Source organism: Acinetobacter sp. 1207_04 (genome assembly GCF_052850415.1).
Genome location: NZ_VXCQ01000001.1, coordinates 363,884 through 387,733, shown reverse-complemented (window position 1 = coordinate 387,733; position 23,850 = coordinate 363,884). Strand labels below are relative to the sequence as shown.

Sequence of the window (23,850 nt, the reverse complement as noted above, 5' to 3'; positions counted from 1 at the left end):
AACGAATAACAAAATCCTGATTAAGCGTTAAACAGGATTCAGGTCGTTGCGACCCTCCTGTCATCACAAGCAGACTGCATACATCAGAAACATAGATGGAAATTTAAAGAATGGGACTACCAGGAGAAGGACGTGTAGAAAAACGCTTTCGAGTTGCCCGTGAAGGTCAAACGGTCGATGGTCGTGAATTGAACCGCCAAGAAATTCAAGACATGGCTGAGACATACAATCCTCAACATTATGCAGGGCGCATCAACATTGAGCATTTTGCAGGTTGGTCACCTGAACCACCATTCAATGCCTATGGAGACATCATCAAAGTTGAAGCGGTTGAAGAAGATGGAAAGCTTTGTCTATACAACACGATTTCTGCCTTACCCAATTTTGTGGCCATGAATAAAAATGGACAAAAAATATATCCCTCCATTGAGTTTTACCGAAATTTTGCAGGGACAAATAAAGCCTATCAAGTCGGTCTTGGCATGACTGATCAACCTGCCTCTTTGGGAACTCAAGCCGTTAAGTTTTCATCCAATCAATTTTCATTACGTACTCAACCCGATTCGGAGATTTATATGTCACTGACAGCTCCAACTGAACAAAACAATTCAGTTCCAACAGATCAAAAAGGCTTTTTTGAGCAGTTAAAAACCATGCTATCACCGAGCCAACCGAAACCTGCAGCACAGCCCGATGATTTTCAGGCCGTAGTGACGCAAGGCTTAGTTACCGCATTGAATGGTATTACTGAATTAAATGAAAAATTTAAAACATTAAATTCAGCCCCTGCGGAAGTAACTCCACCTGTCACCGCACCTGTGACTCAAAACACTGAACAACCCACCACACCGCATGATGCTTTAAGCCAAGCACTCGCACCGATTTTACAATCGATTCAGGGTTTACAAACTCAAATTACTCAACTTTCAACGACTCCTGTCAATAACGCACCTGCAGCCGCAGGCGGTGATGCTGACCGTGTTGATTATTAATAAGGAATTTTTCAATTATGTCAGTCGTTCTTAGTCCCATCGCACGTACAAAATTATCCGCTTACATGGCAGATATTGCCCGTGCCAATCAGGTAGAAGATGTTAAAAATAGTTTTGCCGTACAGCCTGTACCTGAACAAAAAATCATTGCTGCCTATCAAGAGTCTGCCGACTTTTTAAAGCAGATTAATGTTTATCCCGTCGATAATGCCAAAGGTCAAAAAATTGGTCTGCTCATCGGTACCACCATTGCAGGTACCACAGATACCCGTGTCAAAGCACGTACACCTACAGCAGTCGGTACGCTCGATTTATTGGACGAATATGACTGTACTCAAACCAATTATGACGTTGCTTATTATTGGTCACTACTCAATGCATGGAAACATCACCCAGAATTTAAATCCAAGCTTCAAGCCATGGTCATCAATGCCATTGCATTAGATAAGCTGTGTATTGGTTGGAATGGTGTATATCGAGCACCCACGTCTGACCGTGTAGCCAATCCCCTCTTACAAGATGTTAAAAAAGGATGGTTGCAAAAAATTCGTGATATTGCACCTGAGCAACATTACGAAGGGATTGATGACGGTACAGGTAAATTGGTCACCAAAATTGGTGCAGCTCAAGAATTCAAAACACTTGATGGCTTGGTTGAATATGCGGTTGAAGAATACATTGCCGTACAACACCGTGAAAGTGGCTTAGTGGCAATTTGTGGTCGTGGCGTACTCAGCGATAAATACTTACCACTGCTCAATACTATTCAAGATCCAACAGAACAATTGGCTGCACGGACCATTTATGCAAATAAGCAATTGGGTACTTTGCCAGCCATGCATGTTCCAAACTTCCCTGCCAAAACCATTCTAATTACACATCCTAAAAACCTGTCTATTTATCTTCAGTCAGGCACATTGGTGCGTTCTATTGCAGAACAACCTGAGTGGGATCGTGCAGTCGACTTCCAATCTGTCAATGAAGACTTTGTGGTCGAAGACTATACCAAGTGTGTGCTGATCGAAAATATTGAGGTACAACCATAATGTCAAATTCAATGCGTGAACATCGTGAAAAAATGCTTGCAATCAAAGCACAAAAACAAGCGCAAAGCCCTGATCCACGCCTACGAAAAAAAACAGTGATTATGGGTATTGAGCCTGAAAGTGCTGTTTTAAAAGCCAACACTGATTCGGCTACACCTACGGCAAACATTGAATTGCGCTTGTTCAATCACCTGAACCAATTGAAAGACACCAAATCCACTCAGGAAAAAATTGCCAAGAAGAAAGAATGGCTTCCTGAATATTTAGGTTATATCGACGGCTGTTTAGCGGTTTCCCCTTCAGCGCAAAATACAACATTAGTGACTTTAATGATTTGGGCTGTCGATGCAGGTGAATATGAACTTGCGGTGCGTATTGCTGAATATGCCATCTTAAATGAAATGGTCATGCCTGAAGGACATGCCCGTGGTATTGCTGAATTTGTCACAGAACAATCTGCTATCGATTTTTGTGATGATACCGACCTTGCCATTGCTCATGCTGAATTGATTAAAAAAATCATTGAACTGGGTGTCGGTGAGCAAATGGTCGACCAAGCCCGTGCCAAAATCTTCCGTGCATTGGGCGATGCATTGAAAGATGCTCAACCGATTGAAGCACAAAATGCGTATAAAAATGCCTTGCGACTTGATAGTAAAGTCGGCTGTAAAAAAGACCTCACAGCCCTTGAAAAACTATTAACGAAGCAAACAACCGAGTCGTCTCCCGACGCCACTGTCGGCTCGCAGGCTGATACATCTGCAGATCAAACTGCCGATGCCTCAGTACCTGCGTCCACCGACTCCAATGCGACTGATACAGCAACGGCAACGGAGTAAGTCAAATGTTACTAAATGCACCTGTACCTGATAATGAAGTCGAAAATCCTGATGCAATGCGTCCCAATATCAGCATTTCAGATTTGTTGGCACAGGTGCGTTTAGACCAATCCAAGGGTGAAGTACTGCTGACTGAAAAAATCATGCTTGCGATGGACAACATCAATGATCAAACCCTACTCATCCATATCGAAACTGAAACTGAGATTCGATATTACAAACGTGCAGTGTGCTATGAAGCTGCTGCACTGATTTGTGAAGATAATTTAGATTTTGATACCACAACAACAGGTCAAAGCCGTGGCGAAAATCAACAAGTCAAAACGCAAGCTTTACGTCGAACAGTCAACTACAGCATCGGTAAATTAATCAGTAAAGGCAGACCCAAGCGCAATCGGGTGACTTTAATATGAATCAAATCAAAGCCATGCAAAACGATACCTTGGACTCCATTGCTTATCGCTATTACGGCAATCAGTCGGTGGTGATGTTACCTGCCCTACTTGAAGCAAATTCAACTTTGCAACAAGTCGTTTTAGCAGAACATCAAGTGATTCATTTACCTGAACTCGTACAAGCTCAACGACCACAGACCATCAAATTATGGGATTAGTTATGTTTGAACGCTTAACTTTCCTCAAGGGGAAACCGATGAATGATCCGCTGTCAATAAAGGGATTACCTTGGCTTTTAAAAATTATTGCAGCGATCATGGGTGCAATTCTCGCTCTCATTTTAAGTGGTGATATCGATACCCAAGGTCGTATAAAAATCACTATCGGTGTAATTTTAAAGTTTTCGATCAGTGTCACTATCAGCTTATATGGTGGAGCTGCATGTATTGAATATTACCAATTACAGCAATATTCACACATGACCCAAGGTTTTGTAATGTTGCTTTTTGCCGTATTTGGCATGTTGCTGATAGGGATTTGGTATCAGTCCATGCAGTTACTCAAAGGCAAAACTTTCAGTGAAATTATTATTGAAGTCAAAGCTGCATTTTCAGCCATGTTTAACAAATAAGGAAATCATGATGTCACTTACATTTGATCAAGCCTTTGAACGTCTCATTGGTCACGAAGGTAAATTTACCAATGATCGACAAGACCGTGGCAACTGGACAACAGGTGTTATTGGTAAAGGGGAACTCAAAGGCACAAAGTATGGTATTTCTGCCATGACTTATCCCGATCTCGATATTAAAAATTTAACTCTGGTTCAAGCCAAACAAATCTATAAACGTGATTGGTGGGACAAGATCAATGCTGATCAAATCAATCCTGCAATTGTTTTTCAGGTCTGGGATTTTGCCATTAATGCAGGCATGGGAACGGCTAAACGAAAACTACAACTGGCAGTCGGTGTATTGGATGATGGCATCATCGGTAATCTCACCATCCAAGCCATCAACAAAGCTGAATTAAATGATATTTTATTGAAATTTAATGCAGAACGGTTGAAGTACTACACCAGTTTAAGCACTTGGCCACGTTACGGCAAAGGCTGGACTTTACGTGTTGCAGGTCAACTCAATTATGCTGCAGTGGATAATTAAATCATGATCGCCCTGATCGGTTTAAAAACATTTTTACAAGATAAACTGCCGAATATGACTGCTGATAAATGCCATTTATTTATTGTAAATGGCACTCAAGCAAAAGGTTATATGGATTACACCGTTCGGCTTTTATTTCTAGATTATCGCTCTGATCCGATTGAAGTGATTATGCAGATCCGTCGGTGGCTTAAATCTCAACATTTGCATTTAGATCCGACGGGCAATGACCTTCAAATTTCATTTAGTTCTGAAATTATTGATACTGATACTTTTGATCTTGAAGTTGATTTTCCACAAAGAGATAAAATCGTTATGGATGAGGACAGTTATCATATTTGCCCTGAACTAGTATGGAGCGATTCAAAAGGTGGCTTCTTTCCTAAAGGATCCGAATCATGAATTCTTTTGCTGCTTTAGATCGTTGGTTTGATCAATTCCTTCAACATCTTGAACCCTCTCAACGTCGGGAACTCATGCGTCGTTTGGCTCAAGGGTTAAGAGTTCGCTTCAAAGATCGAATTAAGCAGCAAAAAGAACCGAACGGTAATCGTTTCACCCCTAGAAAAAGAGATCAAATAGGAAATATTAAACGTAAAGGCACAATGTTTAATAAGATTGGCCAACGATTAAAAACCGAATATTCAGCAGAAAAAGCCTCTATCGGTTTTGGTGGACGTTCAGCATACATTGCCAAAGTACATCAAGAAGGTAGAACGATCCGCCCGACTGATCGTGCAAAACCGACTAAATATCCTATTCGTGAATTGGTCGGTTTTAGTCAAGCAGATCAAAAATGGGTTGAAACAGAGTTAGAGAGATTCTTTAGAATATGATTGAACTCAGATGTAAATGTGGAAAATTACTCGGTCGTATTGAAAAAATAACAGTACACCTAGAAATCAAATGCACTCGATGCCGAGTGCTTAATCATTGGAACGCCTAGAGCGTCAGGTTAGATAGCCTTGAGCTACCAACGGAGTCGACATTATGTCCCCGAAAACTAACCCCAACATTGAAGTATCGCAACCAACCTATAATGCCTCAGGTCATTCTTTTTCAGGATGGCTCGGTGGTAAATCTCAGTTGGCTAGAACCATTATTGACATGATGCCTGAGCATCATCATTACTGCGAAGTATTTGGCGGTGCAGGTTGGGTGCTCTTCAAGAAAACTGCCTCAAAGCTTGAAACCATCAACGATATTAATGGCGACTTGGTCAATTTATACCGTGTTTTTAAATATCATCCTGACGCCCTGGTACAAGAGTTTGAAACTCAATTGATCAGTCGTGATGAGTTTGAACGACTCAAAGCCTCTAACTCAAAATCATTAACCGATATTCAACGAGCAGCTCGTTTTTATTATTTATTACGAACGTGCTTTGGTGCAAAAATTGCTGAACCTAACTTTTTCTCTCATGTTGAGCGGAAACCACATTTAAAGCTGGGCGATGAATTAAAATCAGCTTTATCGAAAATCCATCATCGATTGCAAAAAGTAAATATCGAAAATCGTAACTTTGATACCTTAATTCAAAAAATGGATCGACCGACCACCCTGTTTTATTTAGATCCACCCTATTACAACTGCGAAAATTATTATGGTAAAGATATTTTTAGCCGTGAAGACTTTGCAAAACTGAATGAAATTTTACGAAATATTCAAGGTAAGTTTATTCTGAGCCTAAATGATGTCCCTGAGGTGCGTGAGTTATTTAAAGGTTTTTACTTTCAAACTAAAAAAATTCGTTGGTCTTTAAATTGCCAATCTCAAGATGAAAATAATGGTAAAGAAATCATTATCACCAATTTTAAAATTCCTGATTAAGCCCTAAACAGGATTCAACTTCTCGCACTTTAAAAACAAAATGCCCATGCTTTCAAGCATGGGCATTTTTACGTTTAAATCATTATGAGCAATCAACTTTTACGCCAATTTCAAAACCTATCCAGTATTGGGACTGTCATTGCAGTCGATGCTTCAGCGTGGAAAATTCGCTTAAAGATTGATGAAAATGAAACGGATTGGTTACCCATTCCAACGATGGCTGCAGGTGTCGTCAAAATTTGGCGATGCCCATCGTTAGGAGAACAATTTTCTGTGACAGCACAAGGTGGTGAGCTGACCAGTGCAGTACCGCAAATCAGTTTATTTTCAGACAAATTCCCTCCCCCAAGCACCCATCCTGACGAAGTTTACATCCAATTAGGTGACCATTTTTTTATGGTCAATGTCGCTTCAGGTGAGGCTGTTTTTAAACTGAATAAATGCACCTTTGATGTTGCTGAAACTGAATTTACAGGACAGGTCAATATTCTCCAAGACTTGGCTGTAACCCAAGGCATTCATGCCCAACAAGAGATCACCTCGGACATCGATGTCATCGCTCAAAGTATTAGTCTGACCAAGCACAAAACATTAGGTGTCAAAGGTGGCTCAGATATTTCAGGAGACCCAACACCATGAAAGGCATGCATCGCAGTACAGGTAAAGCGATTACAGATCATGATTCATTTCCCGAACATTTATACCAATCTATCCATGACATTCTCAGTACCCTAATCGGCACTCGCTTATGTCGAAGAAATTACGGCTCACTTGTTCCGCACCTAGTGGATCAACCGTGCAATGACTTTACCCGACTTCAAATTATGAATGCCTCAGCAACTGCCCTCATTCGCTTTGAGCCTCGTATCAAAATCAGTCAAGTCCAAGTCAGCCAATCGGCTCATGCTGTGGGGTATTGGCTCATTACTATTTTAGGCAATATCAAAACGATGGTCGGGACTCAGACGGTCAAACAAGAATTTATTATTGGAGCAGCTGCATGAGTGCAAACCGTATCGACCTTTCTGCTTTACCCTTTCCAAATGTGATTGAGCAACTCGACTTTGAAGCGGAGCTATTGGCATGTAAACAGGACGTTATTGCACGAGATCCTGAACTTGAAGCCGTTTTAGACTTTGAAAGTGAACCCATTGTGAAAGTACTCGAAACCTTCGCATATCGTTTATTACTTAAAACATCTCAAATTAACGCCAAAGCCAAAGCACTCATGTTGGCATACGCACAAGGTGCAGATTTAGACCATTTAGCAGCAAACCGAAATGTTTACCGTAAAACCATTATTGAAGCCAATCCTACGGCCAATCCCCCAATCGAAGCCGTTATGGAGGCAGATGAAGATTTACGTCGTAGAGTGCAATTAGAGCCTGAAAGTAAGTCAGCAGGTTCAGTCGGTGCATATCAGTTTTGGGGTTTAGGCGCACACGGTCATGTCAAAGATATTGCAGTCGAAACGCCATCAGCAGGCTATGTCAACGTCTTTGTGCAAAGCCATCTGCATGATATTGCCCCACACACTTTACTCCAAACAGTCGACAAAGAACTCGACCCTGCGACAAGACGTCCTTTTACAGACTATGTCAGCGTAAAGGCAGCCACTCCCTTTGAATGGTCAGTCAACGCCACTTTGGTTTTATTCCCTGGTCCCGATTCTGCTGTGGTTCAAACGACTGCTGAAGAGGCACTCAACACCTACATTAAAATGGTCAATGCTTTGGGTTATGACGTGACTCGTAGCGGAATTTTTCATGCACTTCATGTCGCAGGTGTTCAAAATGTCATTCTCACATCCCCTGCAAATGACATCATTTTAGCCAAAAGTCGTTATGCCAAGTGTGTGGATGTTTCACTCACCATCACGGAGTTCAGAGATGTCTAAACTCCTCCCTCCCAACGCCACAAAACTTGAAAAAAACATAGAGCAGCTTGGTGAAAAAATTACTGCACTTCCCGTCCCTTTTATTAATTTACATCGCATTCATCTTTGCCCTGTTGCTCACTTACCATGGCTTGCATGGGAGCACCGTGTCGAATATTGGCAACCCAATTGGGACGAGTCACAAAAGCGCAATGCCATCACAGAGAGTAAGGCTTTCAACGCTCAACGTGGAACCCAATCGTCCATTAAAAGTTTACTGTCGACCGTGGTACCGCATTTTCAATTAACCGCATGGCATGAGTTCAGCCCCAAACAATTGCCCTTCACCTTTATCGTCAATATTCCGACCACGTACTTACTCAGTATCGATCAACTACTGCAAATATTAACGGCTATTGAAGCCACAAAATCTGCTCGAGATGCCTATTCAATAACGGCAAAAGTGAAAACAGAAAGTCATTTCAATGTGGTGGGTGCATCACATACGGGCGCAAAAGTTTATTTATCTACCCTTTAAAAAGGTCTGAATTATGGCTGCAAAATACTATGTCACGCTGACCGACTATGGTTCATCACTCATTGCACAGGCGCATAATGTGGTCAGTATTGAACTGACTTCAATGGTGATTGGTGACGCCAACAATCAACCGTATGAGCCTATCACGCAAAAAAGCCGAACCACACTAGTCAATGAACGTGCCCGAGTTCCCATTCAATCTGTGAAGGTCATCGGACAAATTGCCCGAGTTTCTGCCACTATTGAAGCCAATATCGGTGGTTTCAATATGCATGAATATGGCTTTATCGATACGACAGGACAACTGGTTTATATTGCCAATTTTCATGGTGCTTATAAGCCTGCCATTGCTGAAGGTGCAGGCGGTGAACTTGAAATTGTCACCGATATCAAAGCCGATTCAGGCGCACAAGTCTTAGTTCAAATTGATCCGAATATCGTCACGGCCAACAAACAATGGGTATTAGATCAACTCAATATTTTCAAAGAAATGATATTGAAACGGCATGACATCGCCATCGGTGATCCTTTTATCACCACATTATTATTCAATAACTCAAATGAAGTCGCTCAGCACAAAGGCTATGGCACATGGAAAAAGTTTGGTGATGGGCATGCTTTAATCAGCCGAGCGACAGATGAAGATGCACCGTCATGGATGAAAAACATCGGTAGCACTGGAGGCTCAAATACACATACATTAACAACAGATGAACTTCCGAAGTTCAAATTGAATTTTGTCACAGGTTGGCCGGGTGGCTCATCCCCTCCTGATTCAACCCGTATCGGTGATAGCCATGGCTTTGCAAATGATGAAACCACAGATGGATTATTTAGACAAAATACCTCAGAAATAGGCGCGAACCAACCGCTTTACATCATTCAAAGCTCGATTGTGATCGATGTTTGGATTCGTTTGACCTAAATTCTAAAATCCTGTTTAAGTCTTAAACAGGATTCAGCTTATAGAATAATAAAAGCTGACACAGCATGATGATTTCAAATCTGTCAAAACAACATATTTGGAGTAATCATGGCTGAGTTCCATCACGGGATTTCCAAGAAAGAACCCACGTCAGGCATCATCCCAATGCGAGATGCGGACACCAATGTCATCGGACTCATCGCCTTTTCAGATGATGCAGATGACAATATTTTTCCACTCGACACACCGACTTTAGTGACATCCATCAATCGAGCACTTACCGCTTCAGGTACTGAGGGAAATTTAAGAGCTGCTTTAGAAACCATGTCTGCCATTACCTCACCGACTTTAGTGGTTGTACGTATCGCAGATCCGTTTAAAGATGAAGATTTAAATCAAAGTTTAGTGATTGGTACTACGCTCGATAACGGTCAACGAACAGGTATTCAAGCCCTACTTACCGCAAAATCTATCTTAGGCATTACACCTAAAATCACCATTGCGCCTGACGTTGAAACGCCCGATGTCGTTCAAGCCCTTGCAGCAGTAAATAAGAAATTACGTGCATTTTCTTATGTCACCCCTCGTGATGAATTTGGTGTCATGCTTGAAACCATGCAAGAAGTGACAGCCTATCGAGACACCCTTTCTCATCGTGAAATCATGCTCATTTGGCCTGAGTTTACTAGTGGTAATGTTTTCTTGGGAAAGTCCCAGCCTGACGATGGTTCAGGCTCCCTCCCCGATCCCGATGGCGGACGCATCGATTACACCATTGGGGGTGTTGTTCATACCAAATATGGTCAAATCGCTGAATACCAAGAATTTAGTCATCAAAATATTACCCATATTCAAGTCTATGAAGGGGTTGAGACTTTAGGCGATGAATCATTTTTCGATAATCAGATCGAAGGTCATCTTGTATTCCCTGATTCGTTAAAAAGAATCAAACAAAATGCACTCGCTCAAAACGCTATTACCAGTGTGGTTTTACCGAAAAACTTAATAACACTTGATAACTATGCCTTTGCATCGAATCAAATTACCACCGTCACTAGCTTAAATCCTATACCGCCTCAGATCAGTACAACCTTTGCATCATTCAATGGCAATCCATTAGCGCAAATCTATGTCCCTGCAGCTTCTGTTGCAGCCTATAAAGCGCAATGGAGTATTTACGCTAGTCTCATTCAACCCATTGCATAGAATCAGGAAAAATTATGACTCTAGAATACGGACCAGGCATTCTCTCTGCCGTTGTAGCAGCAGCTGCTCTTCGTGCTGAAACTGATAAAAAAGTCGGTTGGCACAAATCACTTTCAAATATTCCTGTGACGGGTCCAACAGGGATCAGTCGCCCGATCACATGGGATTTAGAAGATCCCGATACCGATGCAGGGTATTTAAATAGCCAAGAAATCACCACCCTCATTCAGCATCAAGGTTTCCGCTTTTGGGGCAATCGTACTTGTTCTTCAGATCCTAATTTTGCCTTTGAGGTGTCTACACGAACGGCTCAATTTCTACTCGACACCATCATTAATGGCTGTTTTCCCTTTGTCGATGAACCGTTAACGCCTTTTTTAGCCAAAGACATTATCGACTCAATTCATGCAGAGCTTCAAGAACATGTCGGTGCTAAACGCTTACTAGGTGCTTCGGTTTGGTATGACGCCAATGAAAACTCAACCACCCAATTACAGCAAGGGCAAATGTGGGTCGACTATGACTACACCCCTGTTCCACCGCTTGAAAATCTAGGCTTAAACCAACGCATCACAGGACGCTACTTGGTCGATTTTGCACAGATGATCAATGGCGCAAATACAGCAGAAGGAGTTTAAGCATGTTACCAAGAACGCTTAAAAATTTTAATGTCTTCGTCAATATGCATTCATGGGCAACGGTAGCCGAAAGCTTCAACATCCCAAAAATCACCAAAAAGACCGAAGACTTCCGTGGTGCAGGCATGATCGGTGATATCGCTTTAGCCATGGGCTATGAAAAGATGGAAGGTGAAGTCACTTATGCAGGTTTTGATGTCAAACAATACCGCCAATTGGGGGTCTGTGGAACCAATGATTTACCTGTGCGCTATGTTGGTATCTATGAAAACCAAGACACATGCACCATTCAAAATGTCGAAATTTATATGCGTGGCCAAGCATTAGAACTTGATCCTGGTACATCAAAAAATGGCGATAAAACTGAAATTAAAATGACTTACAACTACACCTACTTCCGTATGGAAGTCGATGGCGTGGTTGAAGTTGAACTCGATTTCATTCGAGGTGTTGAACGCTTTGGTGACAGTGATCTTGTTGCCGATATCAAAAAACTCCTTGGTCTTTAACAGACCAAGTTACACCCCTTAATTTTATATTTAAATCCGAGAAAATCATGACTAAAGCAACTGGAAGTACTTCTCAAGAAACTGAACAATCGTCTCAAGAACTGAATACTGAAACCATTACAGATCCGAATGTCAAAACAGCCATTCTCGAAAATCCCATCAAGCGTGGTGATATTCAGATTACAGAAATTCAAATCCGTAAACCCAACGTCGGTACCTTACGCAATTTAAGTTTACAAGACGTACTCAAGTGGGAAATCAATGCAGTCAATACGGTACTGACTCGAGTTACACAACCTGCTCTCAATGTCGCTGAATTAAATGCCATGGATGTATCCGACTACACCACTTTAACCGTGGAACTTACGAGTTTTTTAGTCAGTGCGAAAGCCAAATCCCAAGCAACGTTGATGACGTCATAGCAAACATTGCTGTGGTTTTCCATTGGACACCAAAAGACTGTGAACATTGGGAAATAGAAGAATTAATGCAATGGAATGAACGAGCACGTGCTCGTTCTGAAGTCAATCATTGAACAGGTATATACATGAGTAGTCTCAGTCTAAGTGCAATTTTAACCATCGTGGATGAAGCTACTCGCCCTCTTAAAATGATTCGGCAGTATTCAGACAGTACCGAAAATTCAATTGATGATCTCAAACACAGCCTAGACCGCTTAAATCAAACTTTAGGCGGTTCAAATACGCAGCGCTATAGCCAAAGCTTAAAGCAAACCGAAAAAAATTCTCATGCTATGCGTTCAGCAACCAAAATGTTAGTAACAGAGTACGGTCATGTCGATCATGCACTCACGGCAGTACTGAATAAAACCAAACAATGGGATGCCCAATTAAAACAAAGTCGTCAAAACATGCGAGCCGAATTTAAAACGACCGCCATGGGTTTAGTCGGCATCGGCTATACAGCTTCTATCCCCATCAAAGCCTTTGCAGAAGCTGAAGAAGCCAGTACAAAACTAAAAGTATCCATGATGGACAGTACAGGCAAAGTCGCACCTGAGTTTGAAAAAATCAATCAGTTAGCAACACAGTTAGGTGCACGTCTTCCTGGTTCAAATGCAGACTTCCAATTGATGATGGCGAACCTAGTGCAACAAGGCATTAGTTTCAAATCTATTTTAGGCGGAACTGGTGAAGCTGCAGGGAATCTTGCCGTACTGCTCAAAATGCCCTTTGATGAAGCTGCAACCTTTGCCGCCAAAATGCAAGATGCCACGCAAACGTCTGAAAAAGATATGTTGAGCTTAATGGATACCATTCAACGTACTGCCTATTTAGGCGTAGATCCAACCAATATGCTCGGTGGATTTGCCAAACTAGGTGCAGGCATGAAAATGATCAAGCAAGCAGGTCTTGAGGGTTCTAAAGCAATGGCCCCCCTTTTGGTTATGGCAGATCAAAGTGGCATGACCGATTTAAGTAGTGCAGGTAATGCCTTGACGAAAACCTTTAAGGCAATGTTAGATCAATCTAAAATTGATAAGGCATTAAAAGGTACAAAATTAAAACTCAATTTTAGTGATGGCAAAGGTGAGTTTGGTGGTTTAGACAATATGTTTAAACAACTCGATCAACTCAAATCACTCACCACGCAACAACGGAATGGCATCATCTCAGACATTTTCGGTAATGATGCTGAAAATATGCAAATCTTGAATTTGTTGATCGAAAAAAATAAAAAAGGTTATGACGAAACAATCGACAAAATGAATCGTCAGGCAGATTTACAAACCCGAATTAATGAGCAACTCGGTACATTAAAAAACCTATGGGAACAAGCTGAAGGTGCAATGACCAATGTCATGGTCGACTTGGTGACAGCGATTGCACCTGATTTAAAAGTATTTGTAAATCGAATCAGTGAGATTGCAGAAAAAATCAGTGCATGGGCAAAAGCCAATCCCGAACTTGTGCGTACCATCGCCAAAATTGCGATGCAATTGATCATATTTAAAGTGGCAATGCTTGGACTGAAATACACCACCAATCTATTTTTTGGCGCAATTGTAGGTGTCATTGCAGGCATAACCAAACTTGCCATCTTAATGTTTGTCATTCGTACTGTCGCAGGCAAATTAGGTATTGGTTTACCGTCCCGATTCAACTTAATCGCAAAAAGTATTCAATTGGTCAGTCGAGCCATTACATTCTTAGCGAGTCGAGCTATTCCATTATTGCTTGTCGGCTTACGTGCTATGGCAGTTGCCCTGCTCACAAATCCTTTGACTTGGATTATTGCATCAATCGCCCTAGTCGCATTTGTCATCTATAAATATTGGGGTCCAATCAAAGCCTTTTTTAAAGGCTTTTGGGATGGTATAAAAATGGGGCTTGCTCCACTCATAGACACCTTCCGTACAGCCTTTAATAACCTAAAAAGCACCCTAGCACCCTTACAACCTGTATGGGATGCCTTGGTTGGGGCATGGACTGTTTTTAAAGGCGTACTAGGTGAAATCCTATCACCTATGCAAGCCTCCAATCAGGAACTTCAAAATGCCACCAATTACGGTCAAGCATTAGGGCTATTTATTGGTGCTTTAATCGGAATTTTTACTGAAGCCTTTATGACCATTGGTAGATGGTTGGGCGAAACTGCTGCTCAAATTGTCATCTTTGTTGGCTTGGCAATGAGCGCATGGGAAAGCTTTAAAAGTGGTGTCATGTCCATTGGTGCAAGTATTGTCGATTTTTTACTGTCACCCATTCGTTTAGTGATTGATGCGGTCAATACGCTGACGACGGGGCTCAATAAAATCCCCTTTGTGAATATTCCCAAGATTCCACAAATTCCTCAATTGAGTACCTCGGCTGCTGCAAACATTGTCCCAACCAAAACCATTCAAACTCAGCCGATTGTGCCCTTACGTTTGCCACAAGCAAAAACCTCGGTAAATCATTTTGCCCCTGCACAGATTCATATTTCAGGCGTATCAGATACTCAAGCGGTCGGTGCATTGATGGATCAAAAATTAAAGAATTGGCAACAATCTGTCGTTTCATCTCAAAACCGCAGTTATAGCGACCAGGACTAGGATCAGACCATGTTAATGAGCCTCGGACAGTTTTTATTTAAAATCGATACCTTGATTTTTACTGAAATTCAGCGACAACGTGCGTGGAAATATGCAGAAAATGAAGTGGCTTCAGGTAGAGCCAAAAAACAATATACAGGTGTAGGTTCGGATACCATTACTTTACCTGGTCTCATTTATGAAGAGTATGGTTTCGGTTATCGCTATGCGGTTGATGAACTCGCAACCATGGCAAGTACAGGTCAAGGCTTTGTCTTGATGGATGGTAGCGGTTATTTATACGGTGTCTATGTCATCGACAATATTGACGAAACCAAGACTTACCTTTTAGACAATGGCGTCCCTCGAAAAGTCGATTTCACCATAAAACTTTCCCGTACCGATGACGAACGCATCGAGGAGCAAACAGCACCTGAAACCATCGATGAGGTGGTGACATGATCAAGACACCAATCTGCCTCATTACTGCAGACAACAAGCCTTTAAATGACCTAATTCTCAGCCGAATTATCAGTGTAACGGTAACCGATAATCGTGCAAATGAGGCAGATGAACTCAGCATCGTGCTCGATGACAGTGATGGCACTTTAGAGTTACCCAAACGAGGCGTAAGACTGAATTGTAAAATGGGTTTTATCGGTGAAGAACTGCATGATAAAGGCGACTTTATTGTCGATGAAACTGAATGGTCAGGTACGCCTGATCAAATCACAGTCAAAGCCTCTAGTGCCAATTTTAAAAGCAATCTAAAAGTGGCGCAATCTAAGTCATATCATCGTAAAACCTTTGGCGAAGTTGCCACAGAAATTGCAAGAAAGCATGCGTTAGAACTCGTCATGACAGCAACATTAAAATCCATCAATTTAAATCATATCGATCAAACGAATGAGTCGGATCTCAACCTTTTGGCACGGTTAGCCAAACAAAATGGTGCAGAAATGGCGGTAAAGAAAGATCGCATACTCATCTTCCAAGCAGGTACAGCCAAATCTGCTTCAGGTCAAAATTTATCTTCAATCACATTGACCAGGAACGATGGTGATCAGTTCCGTTATAACGAGCAAGATCGGGAATCAGATTACACTGGTGTTTCTGCAAGTTATCAAGATCTAGGCAAAGCAACACGTAAACGAGTCACTTCAGGCAATCCCGAAAAACGTGGTGGTGGCAACGATCCAACAACCAAAACCAAAGTCATCAAAGGCACATTTGCCAGTAAAGAAGAAGCGCAACGTGCGACAGATGCAAAAATGGCAGAGATCAAACGGCAAATGGCAAAGTTCAGTATCAACCTTGCATTGGGTATGCCTGAAATCAGCACCGAGTCCCCTGTCAAACTAGATGGTTTTAAAAAGGAAATTGATCAATTGAAATGGATTGTAGAAAAAGCCACACATAACTATGCTAAAAGTGGTGGATTGACAACACAATTAGAACTTGAAACTGGTCTTTAGTTATCTGAATTCCTAGGAACATATATTACTTTTAAATCATCATAAATTTCTATTGCAGCATCAATCCCAACAAATAGAAGCCCTGAAATAATAGCAATACCAGTACCGAAAATAAGGGTACTAGCAACTCCAACAACTAATAACCAATCTTCAACAACAAAAGGAGTAAACCAACTATACTTATTAATAATGAAAACTAAAATTTCATTTAATGGAATTATAATGATAGAAGAAAAATAACTGCATGCTAAGAGAAACCTTTTTTTCTTATAACTTTTCTTTAATGATTTAGCTGTAAGCATAATTTTATCATCAACAAACACTGTATCTATAAAATGACGAGCTGTAATTAACTTTTTAATCATTAGGAAAAAACGTTGAGGGAATTCTTTTATCACATAATCCACTTCTAAGTGACTTATTTTTTCAGAACATACTAATGCTTGTGCGGCACTGTCCTTTTCAATTTTTTCTTTATCAGAATTATACTAATTATCTAAATACTCCTTTACGGCTTCTAATCTATTTAAATAAAACTTTCTTCTGTGAGTGAACCGCTTAGATTTGTCTAACCATACTAAAAAGGGGACTAATGCTAGAAAAATAGGTAAAATTTTTATCAATAAATCTAACATTAGATCTCCTTAGTTTAATTTTTACACAGACTCAAGGGTGTTATTTGCAGCATTCTCCAAAAAATCTACTAAGCACTTTGGGCTATCAGCATAATCAGAAAGTGCTGAAAACAAATCTGGATTCTCAATATTGAAAGATAACTTTGTTTTTTGCATCTTTACTTTATCATCTCCCTTCTTTTTATCATTCTCACTTGAATCAACAAAAATTTGAGGATTTTTATTTAAATTATCATTTCTCAACTTATATAAATATTGAGTAATAAAGTAAAACATAAATTTCCCACGAATTAACATAGCTAAATCATCATGAGGTTTCTCTAGATAAAAATCATTAGATTCCTTTAATGCTTCTAAATTAAAATCCTCAATTTTCTTTTTCATAAAACCTAGAACATCAGATTTTAATTCCACACCAGTAAGTGTAATATCAAGCAACTGTCCTAATTTCAATTGACGAGCATTTATTTTAGAATCAATTGCTTTAAGATCAAACATAATTCTATTACATCTCAAATACTTATCCAACTCCAAAATTTTATCAATAAAATCATTTCTAACATACTCAAAGTTTTCTAAGCACCTTTGAAAATCATTATTTCTTTCTTCTTTTCCGTTTAAATGAAATTTAAAATTGACTACTTTTTTAAAAAAATCTTTTGAAACATAGAAATTTTCAATTGAGTAACATGGTGTAATATAGATTTTTTCAGGAAATTCATTATCAGACACTTCATTATAATCTTTATCAATTATACCAAAATGTTTACAATTTCTATATTCCTGCTTAGTATGTTCATGTAAATCCTTGATTATCTGAACTACATTAGATCGTCCAGCACAAGACATCTCAACCCATTTATTATCATATTCGCCAAATTTATTTTGAATTTTATTTAGATAATAATCAATATCATCATCACCCTCTAAGAAAAAAATTACTTTATTTTCATGATCCCGATAAAAATTCATAAAGTCCTGAAAAATTACAGATTCATCATTCAACATATTATCCATAAAATCTAGACGACTAATCTCCATTGAACCCATTAGTCAATCTCCTCAATTTCTAAAGATAAATCACTGGCATATTTTCTCAGATCATTTTTAAAGATAAATGGTGAATGTGTAGCACTTATCAAAAACTGGCATCTATTAGAATTCAAAATTTCAGGAAGAAGTAATATCTGCCACTCTATGGATAATGAAATCTCTGGTTCATCATAAATAATCCAATATTTCTCATCATCTTTTTCATCACCATTAATATTAGTCAAATATAATTTAGTAAATATTAACAGCAACTGTTTTTCACCTGATGAAAGTTTTTCAACACTAATTCTCTTATTATTATCTTTTAGTACATAAATTTCGGAATTTTGATCATTAAATACAACTTTCTTTTTTATCAAAAACTTATTTACAACCTTACAATAATTATCAATAGCCTCATCTATATTTTTTTGCCCATCATAAATCGTTACCATATTATCTAAAACATAAAATAGGGACGAATCATTAATACACTCTTTAAAATCATTATTAATTAAATCTTTAATTTTCTTCCTATCCTTATCATTAAAAACATCTTTATCTAATCTAGATATGACCTTATCAATAGATTTCTTATTTTTAATTAAATTAACAACCTCTACCTTTCTTATCTTTCTATCATTGATAATATTTTTTATCAAAGAGGCAGAAGTTTTAAAAAATCCTTCAGATGTTGAAGCCTTAATTTTATTAGATAAACTTAACCAAACTTTTTCAATGTCCTTTGCTCCAAATTTCATTTCTTTTTTTTCTAGATATTTCTCAACATCATCATCATCATAATAATTATATTCAAAATCCTCTTCATTATCATTATTAAATGAAGAAATACTATGCTCCACCATACGATAGGTTGGTAAATAAATTATTTTTAAATCTTTAAACCTATCAAATAATGCTCTCTCATTTTTTATTTCATCTATCAACCATATTAAATTAAAATCCTCCATTTTTACATAAAATAAATCATCAATATTCTTCTGTAGATCCTTATAGTTAAAATCAACAGACTCTAACCTATAAACACTAAAAATATCATCTATTAGTTTTTTTGCTGTTATTGCTGATTTATAGTAGTCTCTTTTAAATCCCATCCTTCCAATATTATCATCCTGATGCTCTTTACAGAAAAAAATTAAAAATAATACTGCAGCAACCCTATTATCTACACCTTCAATCTTCAAAATATTATTAGAAAATTTCTTAATGTTAGAAAAATCTATATTTTCAAAATCTATTATAATATCATGATTTAAGACAATTTTAAGCAGTTCTTTATAATACTTAAAACTCTCACCATTGACAACAATCTCAATATAATAAAAATCATAATTAAATATTTTTTCATTTCCTGTTAAGAACAAATACAAAATATTTAATATTGTAGTTTTCCCACTTCCATTCTCAGCCACAATGATTTTTTTATTATCAACAACTTTTAAGTCAACATTATACTCCCCATTCAAACCATGAATAGAAAATCTCTCTAAAATAATTTCACTCATTTAAATAATTCCAGTTTTATAAATATATGATAATAAATTACAACATCCACAATCGCACCAACTCACCCTTAACCCTACAGTTGCTATACCAACTCTCATTGAATTTAATTAGCCACCCACGCCCAGCCATACCTTCCAAGCTCATAGCTTCAACTTCTGGGAATTTTCTAAAAACAGAACTGGCAAAGATTTTCTTCTTTCGTATTTCTGGCGTACTTAACCAAACTTTCGCAGTTTCTTTTGGTGGATGAGTTTCAACGGTTTCACATTCATAACAAGACCACGTAAAATTTCCAAGCCATGCATATGCATTACAACGAGTATGGTAAACACCCTTAGATTCAGAAAGCCAAAAGCTTTCCATATATGGTTTTAAAATTATGGCATCACTGTTATTGACCATTTTTCCCTGACAGAAAGGGCATTTTTTTGTAGGTAATTTTGAAAGCTCGCTTACAATCCCATCAAAGATTTGCTTTGCTAGTTCATAATCATTACAGGCAAAATCTTTTTGTAGATGGATATAACTTAAAGCATCAGAAAATGCGTCTGAACCTTTTATTTTTCGTTTTTCTAATGCTTTCATTTCTTTGAGTCGGTCTTGCCCTAACTCATTTACCCATTCCACTAAACGTGAATTAAATTTCTTTGTCATAAGTTTCTAAGCTATTACTGCTTTTATATTAAATTTCCTGCATTCTCTCACAAATTCACAATGTTAAGTATACCATTCAACTAAAATCCAATATTATAGATATTTTAAAAACTCTATTAATTTATATTGAAAATAAAATACAATTTATTATAAAAAATGACACGATGAATCAGCTCATATTGACACAATGATATGGTTCATTATGACCCAATGGGAAGTGTCAAAATGAACTTTTCTTCTATATTAAATAGAATAATTAAATAGAATAATAAAAGAATGCAAATAACCGAAATTAAAAATTCAAACCAACTCAAGACAAACAGATTTAATAAAAACACTTGCAATAAATAAAAATTAAATTATATTGTCCATATCACAGCGAAACTGTGAACGGGCGTGAGAACCTGTTTTATTATCACTGAGCGCAAAACAAAGTCGCTTATGCGGCATTTTTTTTGCCTACTGTTTAGTCAGTCGTTATGGCAGGCTATACAGGGCAGCCTTGTGCTGGCCGTACTCAGTGAACGGTATTCTCACCCCTGTGTAGTCTGTCACCATTACCGTGAGAAGTAATGATGATGGGTTTTATAACTTGTCACTGAGAAAACGACCATGAACACTCAAAACAAAAGTGTGCATTCAGCACCTGCATGTCAAAACCTAGACACACTCTGCATTCAACGCTTACATGCGTCTGACTTTGCACAACCTCAAAAGCTCAGTACTCAAATTTTGAATTTTCTTCGTTCACACAAACGAGGCTAAGTCATGCCTAGAAAAATCTATATTCAGACCGAATTAGGCACTGAAAAATGTTGCCCCATGTGTAACGACTACTTCCCTTTTGACGAAGAATTTTATTTTAAAAACGGCATGAAAAACGGTGTTCAAAAGTGGGCTGCTCGTTGTAAAGATTGTTATATGCAGTCCTATCGTACGGGGTATGACATATGATCAAAAAAATTATATTCAGGGTCAAAAATCCACAGAGCAATAAACGTCATTTTTTTGTTTCTTCAAAAAAACTTTATAATCTCATCAATCCAGATGTGTCTTATAAAACCTTTATTGAAACCAATATTATTTGGTCAAAATTAAGAGCAGATATTGATTATCATTATAATCAATCATTTGACTGCTTCAATTTAAGTATAAGCGCAGTTCAAGCGATTCTAATACTTGAAAACACGGAAAAAAGTTGGTCTCTTTTCAACGAATTATCCGATCTCATAAACAGTGGTTTTTCAACCATTAATGAGAAGGGGTAAAAAATCATGGATATTCAAACTAGATTGTCATTATTAGATCAACATTTAGCATTATTAATCGAATCGACTGAAAGTTGTAGCTCACTCACGGGTGAATCAGTAGCTGCGACATTATTTATTATTCAAGAACAGGTTCGACAAATCATACACCAAGATCAACTATCAACAAACCACCCTAAAATGACTATGGCTGCACAAAAGCGATTACAGCCACAGCAAGAAGTAGTTGTAAAATAATTTTATTTATAAAAACGAGTAGGTACTATCCTGCTCGTTTTGGATACAGCAAGTTTAAAGACTCGTCACTTTTCATTTTGTCCAATGCAAATGGCTGTGCCAATTTAATTAAATCAAGATATGTATAATCTTTATTGGGAATAGCTCCAGCAGTCATCAAGCTATCTTCAATATTCATTGCTACGATTAGCAAATAATCAGATAAATCTTCTGTACTGCCATATTCAAAATCAATCAAACGCTTAATCATCATTTATCCTTTCATTTTATATTTGGAAAACTTTCAGCAAAATTTCGCACCAAAGTTAGTAATGTATTTCTCTGACTAGGCTCTACCGTATCCCAAAGTTTAAGTAGTTCCTTTGCCTCATCCGAAAGTAAATCTGGCTGAGTCCGCTCACCAGTAATCAGGTAATAAACATCTATACCTGCTTTATTTAAAGCCTCCAGATCATCTTGCCCCATGACACGCTCGCCTTTTTCATAGCGGAATACTGCCATTTTTTGTTTGTTTATCAAGGATGCAAATTCACTTTGCGACAATCCTAGTCTTGATCGCTCAATACGAATGCGATCCCCTCTTTGATCGGTATTCTCATATACCATTTGATATACACCTATTTAGAAAGTATACCAATTGATATACAATCTTGTTGAACACACACCATTTTAACAAAATTCTTCAACCACCACAGTTGAAAACTGTGGCTTACAAAGGAACCGCATAATGGCTACTCAAGAATCTCAAAAAGAAATCCAAGTTAGCTTTCGCACCACTCCAGATATCAAACGACTTGCACGTATAGAGGCTGCGAAAGAAGACAAAACTTTAAACGAATGGATTAAGCACCTTGTTGAAAAAAATCTTTCCAAGGCTTCTTCTCAAAATTCCGAATAATCATAAGGCCCCGTATTTTAGCCATTCACAGTAATGCAGAGTTTAGAAACAAAAGTACACAAAACAAAATTAAGAGGAGAATGACATGCAGACTTCAATCCAAAACACCGCACGTATTACAGACATTATTTATTTTCATGGTGTGACGTTACAAGTTATTACGTACAAGGGCATTCGATATGTACCTGCTAGACCATTAATTGAGCTCGCAGGAAATGTCTGGAGACGTGCTAAAGAAACGATTATTTCAGGTGATAACGCCATCTTATATGGCACAACAACTATTCAAATACAGAATTTAGACATCCAAAGTCACACTAGTGTGAAGCCAATAGATCTACTTTGCCTTCAATTAGATCGGATCTATATATATTTAGCACGAATCAATACCAATATGATGAAAGCAAAAGGGAATATAGATGCCGCAAATTCACTATTGCGACTTCAAGTCGAATGGGCACAAGTACTACATGACTACGAAACTAAAGGCATCGCTACCAAAGATAAAAATAAAAATGATACCTCTGAACTCATGAACCTCATGAAACTTCGTCAAATGGCAAATCCAACTGAAAAAATTGCGTTTACTCACCTGCTTCATCAAAAAATGACAGAACTCGGTTTACCCATTTCACATCAACAGCAAGATTTATTAAATCAATAAAACAGCTTCAAAAAGATGATTGTCGTCGGGAGCAACAATTACTTAATTGCATAGCTAGAAGGTCTCCATGAGTAAATCAATTGGTTTTTATTGCCCTCACTGTGGCATCCGTATGCACGTATCAAGCCGTAAAAGACCATCACCACTATTACATGAGCTGATTGTTTCTTGTCGAAATGACCAATGCCTTGCCAGTTTTGCAGCAAGCCTAGAAATGACTCGACCAATACAAAACAGCATCAACCCAAATCCTGACATTCAAACAGGACTACCACAGCATAAACGCCAGTGGGAAACAGAACTCGAACATCACATCGAAAGTTTAGAACTCCAAATTTCAATTGATGAACACCAAAAAAATTATGTTGAAGGCTTTATCTCTGCGCTCTTCCATTCGTCAACCATCGACTTGACTAGAGCAACGACATATCGCAACCGACTTCTACAAATGAAACTTTTATAGGCATTA

General features: G+C 38.5%; 36 protein-coding genes. 30 read left to right on the top strand and 6 right to left on the bottom strand.

Annotation, left to right across the window (positions count from 1 at the left end; translation table 11 throughout):
• Positions 1–110 precede the first annotated feature (110 nt).
• The 24 genes from FW754_RS01865 (at position 111) to FW754_RS01750 (ending at position 16,466) form a co-directional block, all read left to right on the top strand.
• A complete protein-coding gene (locus FW754_RS01865; RefSeq protein ID WP_446323683.1) occupies positions 111–992 on the top strand; it encodes a GPO family capsid scaffolding protein in 882 nt (293 codons plus the stop codon).
• A gap of 17 nt (positions 993–1,009) precedes the next feature.
• The gene (locus FW754_RS01860) at positions 1,010–2,038 is read left to right on the top strand and encodes a phage major capsid protein, P2 family (protein WP_446323682.1); all 1,029 of its coding nucleotides are present in this window, start codon (positions 1,010–1,012) and stop codon (positions 2,036–2,038) included.
• Positions 2,038–2,877, top strand: coding sequence for a phage terminase small subunit (gene gpM, locus FW754_RS01855; RefSeq protein ID WP_446323681.1), 840 nt, complete (start codon positions 2,038–2,040; stop codon positions 2,875–2,877). Before FW754_RS01860 ends, gpM begins: the two co-directional genes overlap by 1 nt.
• Before the next feature lie 5 nt (positions 2,878–2,882).
• Positions 2,883–3,290, top strand: coding sequence for a head completion/stabilization protein (locus FW754_RS01850; RefSeq protein WP_446323680.1), 408 nt, complete (start codon positions 2,883–2,885; stop codon positions 3,288–3,290).
• Complete coding sequence (locus FW754_RS01845) at positions 3,287–3,490, top strand: tail protein X (protein ID WP_446323679.1); 204 nt, start codon at positions 3,287–3,289, stop codon at positions 3,488–3,490. Before FW754_RS01850 ends, FW754_RS01845 begins: the two co-directional genes overlap by 4 nt.
• A 38-nt stretch (positions 3,491–3,528) precedes the next feature.
• A complete protein-coding gene (locus FW754_RS01840) occupies positions 3,529–3,903 on the top strand; it encodes a hypothetical protein (RefSeq protein WP_446323701.1) in 375 nt (124 codons plus the stop codon).
• Positions 3,904–3,910: 7 nt separating this feature from the next.
• Positions 3,911–4,435, top strand: a complete 525-nt coding sequence (locus tag FW754_RS01835; protein ID WP_446323678.1) for a glycoside hydrolase family 108 protein — start codon at positions 3,911–3,913, stop codon at positions 4,433–4,435.
• Between the two features lie 3 nt (positions 4,436–4,438).
• Positions 4,439–4,837 carry a phage tail protein gene (locus FW754_RS01830; RefSeq protein ID WP_446323677.1) on the top strand — a complete coding sequence of 133 codons (399 nt, stop codon included), beginning with the start codon at positions 4,439–4,441 and terminating at the stop codon, positions 4,835–4,837.
• Positions 4,834–5,271 (top strand): phage virion morphogenesis protein, encoded by a 438-nt coding sequence (locus tag FW754_RS01825; RefSeq protein WP_446323676.1) that lies wholly within the window; start codon positions 4,834–4,836, stop codon positions 5,269–5,271. Before FW754_RS01830 ends, FW754_RS01825 begins: the two co-directional genes overlap by 4 nt.
• Positions 5,268–5,381 carry a hypothetical protein gene (locus FW754_RS01820; protein ID WP_446323675.1) on the top strand — a complete coding sequence of 38 codons (114 nt, stop codon included), beginning with the start codon at positions 5,268–5,270 and terminating at the stop codon, positions 5,379–5,381. The genes FW754_RS01825 and FW754_RS01820 overlap by 4 nt, the downstream gene beginning before the upstream one ends.
• 44 nt (positions 5,382–5,425) lie before the next feature.
• Positions 5,426–6,265 carry a DNA adenine methylase gene (locus tag FW754_RS01815; protein ID WP_446323674.1) on the top strand — a complete coding sequence of 280 codons (840 nt, stop codon included), beginning with the start codon at positions 5,426–5,428 and terminating at the stop codon, positions 6,263–6,265.
• Between the two features lie 84 nt (positions 6,266–6,349).
• Positions 6,350–6,904: a phage baseplate assembly protein V gene (locus FW754_RS01810; RefSeq protein ID WP_446323673.1), complete on the top strand. Its 555-nt coding sequence runs from the start codon at positions 6,350–6,352 to the stop codon at positions 6,902–6,904.
• A complete protein-coding gene (locus FW754_RS01805) occupies positions 6,901–7,269 on the top strand; it encodes a GPW/gp25 family protein (RefSeq protein ID WP_446323672.1) in 369 nt (122 codons plus the stop codon). Before FW754_RS01810 ends, FW754_RS01805 begins: the two co-directional genes overlap by 4 nt.
• A complete protein-coding gene (locus FW754_RS01800) occupies positions 7,266–8,162 on the top strand; it encodes a baseplate assembly protein (RefSeq protein WP_446323671.1) in 897 nt (298 codons plus the stop codon). Before FW754_RS01805 ends, FW754_RS01800 begins: the two co-directional genes overlap by 4 nt.
• A complete protein-coding gene (locus FW754_RS01795) occupies positions 8,155–8,679 on the top strand; it encodes a phage tail protein I (protein ID WP_446323670.1) in 525 nt (174 codons plus the stop codon). Before FW754_RS01800 ends, FW754_RS01795 begins: the two co-directional genes overlap by 8 nt.
• 13 nt (positions 8,680–8,692) lie before the next feature.
• Positions 8,693–9,604, top strand: a complete 912-nt coding sequence (locus tag FW754_RS01790) for a phage tail-collar fiber domain-containing protein (RefSeq protein WP_446323669.1) — start codon at positions 8,693–8,695, stop codon at positions 9,602–9,604.
• Positions 9,605–9,712: 108 nt separating this feature from the next.
• Positions 9,713–10,810 (top strand): leucine-rich repeat protein, encoded by a 1,098-nt coding sequence (locus FW754_RS01785; protein WP_446323668.1) that lies wholly within the window; start codon positions 9,713–9,715, stop codon positions 10,808–10,810.
• Positions 10,811–10,824: 14 nt separating this feature from the next.
• Entirely contained in the window at positions 10,825–11,448 is a 624-nt protein-coding gene (locus tag FW754_RS01780) for a phage tail sheath subtilisin-like domain-containing protein (RefSeq protein ID WP_446323667.1), read from the top strand.
• 2 nt (positions 11,449–11,450) lie between these two features.
• The gene (locus tag FW754_RS01775; RefSeq protein WP_446323666.1) at positions 11,451–11,957 is read left to right on the top strand and encodes a phage major tail tube protein; all 507 of its coding nucleotides are present in this window, start codon (positions 11,451–11,453) and stop codon (positions 11,955–11,957) included.
• Between the two features lie 47 nt (positions 11,958–12,004).
• Positions 12,005–12,379 (top strand): phage tail assembly protein, encoded by a 375-nt coding sequence (locus FW754_RS01770; RefSeq protein WP_446323665.1) that lies wholly within the window; start codon positions 12,005–12,007, stop codon positions 12,377–12,379.
• 11 nt (positions 12,380–12,390) lie between these two features.
• The gene (locus tag FW754_RS01765) at positions 12,391–12,492 is read left to right on the top strand and encodes a GpE family phage tail protein (RefSeq protein ID WP_227548118.1); all 102 of its coding nucleotides are present in this window, start codon (positions 12,391–12,393) and stop codon (positions 12,490–12,492) included.
• A 12-nt stretch (positions 12,493–12,504) separates the two neighbouring features.
• The gene (locus FW754_RS01760) at positions 12,505–15,012 is read left to right on the top strand and encodes a phage tail tape measure protein (protein WP_446323664.1); all 2,508 of its coding nucleotides are present in this window, start codon (positions 12,505–12,507) and stop codon (positions 15,010–15,012) included.
• Positions 15,013–15,021: 9 nt separating this feature from the next.
• Complete coding sequence (locus FW754_RS01755; protein WP_446323663.1) at positions 15,022–15,453, top strand: phage tail protein; 432 nt, start codon at positions 15,022–15,024, stop codon at positions 15,451–15,453.
• Positions 15,450–16,466 carry a contractile injection system protein, VgrG/Pvc8 family gene (locus tag FW754_RS01750; protein ID WP_446323662.1) on the top strand — a complete coding sequence of 339 codons (1,017 nt, stop codon included), beginning with the start codon at positions 15,450–15,452 and terminating at the stop codon, positions 16,464–16,466. Before FW754_RS01755 ends, FW754_RS01750 begins: the two co-directional genes overlap by 4 nt.
• On the opposite strand, the gene FW754_RS01745 is transcribed toward FW754_RS01750, so the two are convergent.
• From FW754_RS01745 to FW754_RS01730, 4 genes are all read right to left on the bottom strand, one after another.
• On the bottom strand, positions 16,463–16,864 hold the full coding sequence (locus tag FW754_RS01745; RefSeq protein ID WP_446323661.1) for a hypothetical protein: 402 nt from the start codon (positions 16,862–16,864) through the stop codon (positions 16,463–16,465). The two genes, FW754_RS01750 and FW754_RS01745, sit on opposite strands and share 4 nt — an antisense overlap.
• A gap of 258 nt (positions 16,865–17,122) precedes the next feature.
• Positions 17,123–18,151, bottom strand: a complete 1,029-nt coding sequence (locus tag FW754_RS01740; protein WP_446323660.1) for a DUF4435 domain-containing protein — start codon at positions 18,149–18,151, stop codon at positions 17,123–17,125.
• Positions 18,151–19,659: an AAA family ATPase gene (locus FW754_RS01735; RefSeq protein WP_446323659.1), complete on the bottom strand. Its 1,509-nt coding sequence runs from the start codon at positions 19,657–19,659 to the stop codon at positions 18,151–18,153. Before FW754_RS01735 ends, FW754_RS01740 begins: the two co-directional genes overlap by 1 nt.
• 37 nt (positions 19,660–19,696) lie before the next feature.
• Entirely contained in the window at positions 19,697–20,314 is a 618-nt protein-coding gene (locus FW754_RS01730) for a hypothetical protein (protein ID WP_446323658.1), read from the bottom strand.
• A 612-nt stretch (positions 20,315–20,926) separates the two neighbouring features.
• Between FW754_RS01730 and FW754_RS01725 the strand changes: the two genes are divergently transcribed.
• The 3 genes from FW754_RS01725 to FW754_RS01715 all read left to right on the top strand — a co-directional run bounded on the left by FW754_RS01725 (position 20,927) and on the right by FW754_RS01715 (position 21,819).
• Positions 20,927–21,079 (top strand): hypothetical protein, encoded by a 153-nt coding sequence (locus tag FW754_RS01725; protein ID WP_446323657.1) that lies wholly within the window; start codon positions 20,927–20,929, stop codon positions 21,077–21,079.
• Positions 21,080–21,264: 185 nt separating this feature from the next.
• A complete protein-coding gene (locus FW754_RS01720; protein WP_446323656.1) occupies positions 21,265–21,582 on the top strand; it encodes a hypothetical protein in 318 nt (105 codons plus the stop codon).
• 6 nt (positions 21,583–21,588) lie between these two features.
• Positions 21,589–21,819, top strand: coding sequence for a hypothetical protein (locus FW754_RS01715; RefSeq protein ID WP_446323655.1), 231 nt, complete (start codon positions 21,589–21,591; stop codon positions 21,817–21,819).
• Positions 21,820–21,844: 25 nt separating this feature from the next.
• Here FW754_RS01715 and FW754_RS01710 read toward each other — a convergent pair whose 3' ends face one another.
• Positions 21,845–22,069 (bottom strand): hypothetical protein, encoded by a 225-nt coding sequence (locus FW754_RS01710; RefSeq protein WP_446323654.1) that lies wholly within the window; start codon positions 22,067–22,069, stop codon positions 21,845–21,847.
• A gap of 11 nt (positions 22,070–22,080) precedes the next feature.
• Positions 22,081–22,425, bottom strand: coding sequence for a helix-turn-helix domain-containing protein (locus tag FW754_RS01705; protein ID WP_446323653.1), 345 nt, complete (start codon positions 22,423–22,425; stop codon positions 22,081–22,083).
• Positions 22,426–22,546: 121 nt separating this feature from the next.
• On the opposite strand from FW754_RS01705, the gene FW754_RS01700 reads away from it, so the two are divergent.
• The 3 genes from FW754_RS01700 to FW754_RS01690 all read left to right on the top strand — a co-directional run bounded on the left by FW754_RS01700 (position 22,547) and on the right by FW754_RS01690 (position 23,844).
• Positions 22,547–22,717 (top strand): toxin-antitoxin system HicB family antitoxin, encoded by a 171-nt coding sequence (locus FW754_RS01700; RefSeq protein WP_139842011.1) that lies wholly within the window; start codon positions 22,547–22,549, stop codon positions 22,715–22,717.
• A gap of 85 nt (positions 22,718–22,802) precedes the next feature.
• A complete protein-coding gene (locus tag FW754_RS01695) occupies positions 22,803–23,381 on the top strand; it encodes a hypothetical protein (protein ID WP_446323652.1) in 579 nt (192 codons plus the stop codon).
• A 67-nt stretch (positions 23,382–23,448) separates the two neighbouring features.
• On the top strand, positions 23,449–23,844 hold the full coding sequence (locus FW754_RS01690) for an ogr/Delta-like zinc finger family protein (RefSeq protein ID WP_446323651.1): 396 nt from the start codon (positions 23,449–23,451) through the stop codon (positions 23,842–23,844).
• Positions 23,845–23,850 lie beyond the last annotated feature (6 nt).

Excerpts from the sequence above, each read along its gene's own strand:
- gpM (WP_446323681.1), top strand. The coding sequence starts at position 2,038 with ATGTCAAATTCAATGCGTGAACATCGTGAAAAAATGCTTGCAATCAAA.
- FW754_RS01840 (WP_446323701.1), top strand. The coding sequence starts at position 3,529 with ATGAATGATCCGCTGTCAATAAAGGGATTACCTTGGCTTTTAAAAATT.
- FW754_RS01820 (WP_446323675.1), top strand. The coding sequence starts at position 5,268 with ATGATTGAACTCAGATGTAAATGTGGAAAATTACTCGGTCGTATTGAA.
- FW754_RS01785 (WP_446323668.1), top strand. The coding sequence starts at position 9,713 with ATGGCTGAGTTCCATCACGGGATTTCCAAGAAAGAACCCACGTCAGGC.
- FW754_RS01775 (WP_446323666.1), top strand. The coding sequence starts at position 11,451 with ATGTTACCAAGAACGCTTAAAAATTTTAATGTCTTCGTCAATATGCAT.
- FW754_RS01730 (WP_446323658.1), bottom strand. The coding sequence starts at position 20,314 with ATGACAAAGAAATTTAATTCACGTTTAGTGGAATGGGTAAATGAGTTA.
- FW754_RS01700 (WP_139842011.1), top strand. The coding sequence starts at position 22,547 with ATGGCTACTCAAGAATCTCAAAAAGAAATCCAAGTTAGCTTTCGCACC.
- FW754_RS01850 (WP_446323680.1), top strand. The coding sequence starts at position 2,883 with ATGTTACTAAATGCACCTGTACCTGATAATGAAGTCGAAAATCCTGAT.
- FW754_RS01725 (WP_446323657.1), top strand. The coding sequence starts at position 20,927 with ATGAACACTCAAAACAAAAGTGTGCATTCAGCACCTGCATGTCAAAAC.
- FW754_RS01720 (WP_446323656.1), top strand. The coding sequence starts at position 21,265 with ATGATCAAAAAAATTATATTCAGGGTCAAAAATCCACAGAGCAATAAA.
- FW754_RS01825 (WP_446323676.1), top strand. The coding sequence starts at position 4,834 with ATGAATTCTTTTGCTGCTTTAGATCGTTGGTTTGATCAATTCCTTCAA.
- FW754_RS01835 (WP_446323678.1), top strand. The coding sequence starts at position 3,911 with ATGATGTCACTTACATTTGATCAAGCCTTTGAACGTCTCATTGGTCAC.
- FW754_RS01795 (WP_446323670.1), top strand. The coding sequence starts at position 8,155 with ATGTCTAAACTCCTCCCTCCCAACGCCACAAAACTTGAAAAAAACATA.
- FW754_RS01800 (WP_446323671.1), top strand. The coding sequence starts at position 7,266 with ATGAGTGCAAACCGTATCGACCTTTCTGCTTTACCCTTTCCAAATGTG.
- FW754_RS01750 (WP_446323662.1), top strand. The coding sequence starts at position 15,450 with ATGATCAAGACACCAATCTGCCTCATTACTGCAGACAACAAGCCTTTA.
- FW754_RS01810 (WP_446323673.1), top strand. The coding sequence starts at position 6,350 with ATGAGCAATCAACTTTTACGCCAATTTCAAAACCTATCCAGTATTGGG.
- FW754_RS01705 (WP_446323653.1), bottom strand. The coding sequence starts at position 22,425 with ATGGTATATGAGAATACCGATCAAAGAGGGGATCGCATTCGTATTGAG.
- FW754_RS01760 (WP_446323664.1), top strand. The coding sequence starts at position 12,505 with ATGAGTAGTCTCAGTCTAAGTGCAATTTTAACCATCGTGGATGAAGCT.
- FW754_RS01860 (WP_446323682.1), top strand. The coding sequence starts at position 1,010 with ATGTCAGTCGTTCTTAGTCCCATCGCACGTACAAAATTATCCGCTTAC.
- FW754_RS01845 (WP_446323679.1), top strand. The coding sequence starts at position 3,287 with ATGAATCAAATCAAAGCCATGCAAAACGATACCTTGGACTCCATTGCT.
- FW754_RS01865 (WP_446323683.1), top strand. The coding sequence starts at position 111 with ATGGGACTACCAGGAGAAGGACGTGTAGAAAAACGCTTTCGAGTTGCC.
- FW754_RS01830 (WP_446323677.1), top strand. The coding sequence starts at position 4,439 with ATGATCGCCCTGATCGGTTTAAAAACATTTTTACAAGATAAACTGCCG.
- FW754_RS01770 (WP_446323665.1), top strand. The coding sequence starts at position 12,005 with ATGACTAAAGCAACTGGAAGTACTTCTCAAGAAACTGAACAATCGTCT.
- FW754_RS01695 (WP_446323652.1), top strand. The coding sequence starts at position 22,803 with ATGCAGACTTCAATCCAAAACACCGCACGTATTACAGACATTATTTAT.
- FW754_RS01735 (WP_446323659.1), bottom strand. The coding sequence starts at position 19,659 with ATGAGTGAAATTATTTTAGAGAGATTTTCTATTCATGGTTTGAATGGG.
- FW754_RS01790 (WP_446323669.1), top strand. The coding sequence starts at position 8,693 with ATGGCTGCAAAATACTATGTCACGCTGACCGACTATGGTTCATCACTC.
- FW754_RS01755 (WP_446323663.1), top strand. The coding sequence starts at position 15,022 with ATGTTAATGAGCCTCGGACAGTTTTTATTTAAAATCGATACCTTGATT.
- FW754_RS01780 (WP_446323667.1), top strand. The coding sequence starts at position 10,825 with ATGACTCTAGAATACGGACCAGGCATTCTCTCTGCCGTTGTAGCAGCA.
- FW754_RS01805 (WP_446323672.1), top strand. The coding sequence starts at position 6,901 with ATGAAAGGCATGCATCGCAGTACAGGTAAAGCGATTACAGATCATGAT.
- FW754_RS01710 (WP_446323654.1), bottom strand. The coding sequence starts at position 22,069 with ATGATTAAGCGTTTGATTGATTTTGAATATGGCAGTACAGAAGATTTA.
- FW754_RS01815 (WP_446323674.1), top strand. The coding sequence starts at position 5,426 with ATGTCCCCGAAAACTAACCCCAACATTGAAGTATCGCAACCAACCTAT.
- FW754_RS01690 (WP_446323651.1), top strand. The coding sequence starts at position 23,449 with ATGAGTAAATCAATTGGTTTTTATTGCCCTCACTGTGGCATCCGTATG.
- FW754_RS01740 (WP_446323660.1), bottom strand. The coding sequence starts at position 18,151 with ATGGGTTCAATGGAGATTAGTCGTCTAGATTTTATGGATAATATGTTG.
- FW754_RS01715 (WP_446323655.1), top strand. The coding sequence starts at position 21,589 with ATGGATATTCAAACTAGATTGTCATTATTAGATCAACATTTAGCATTA.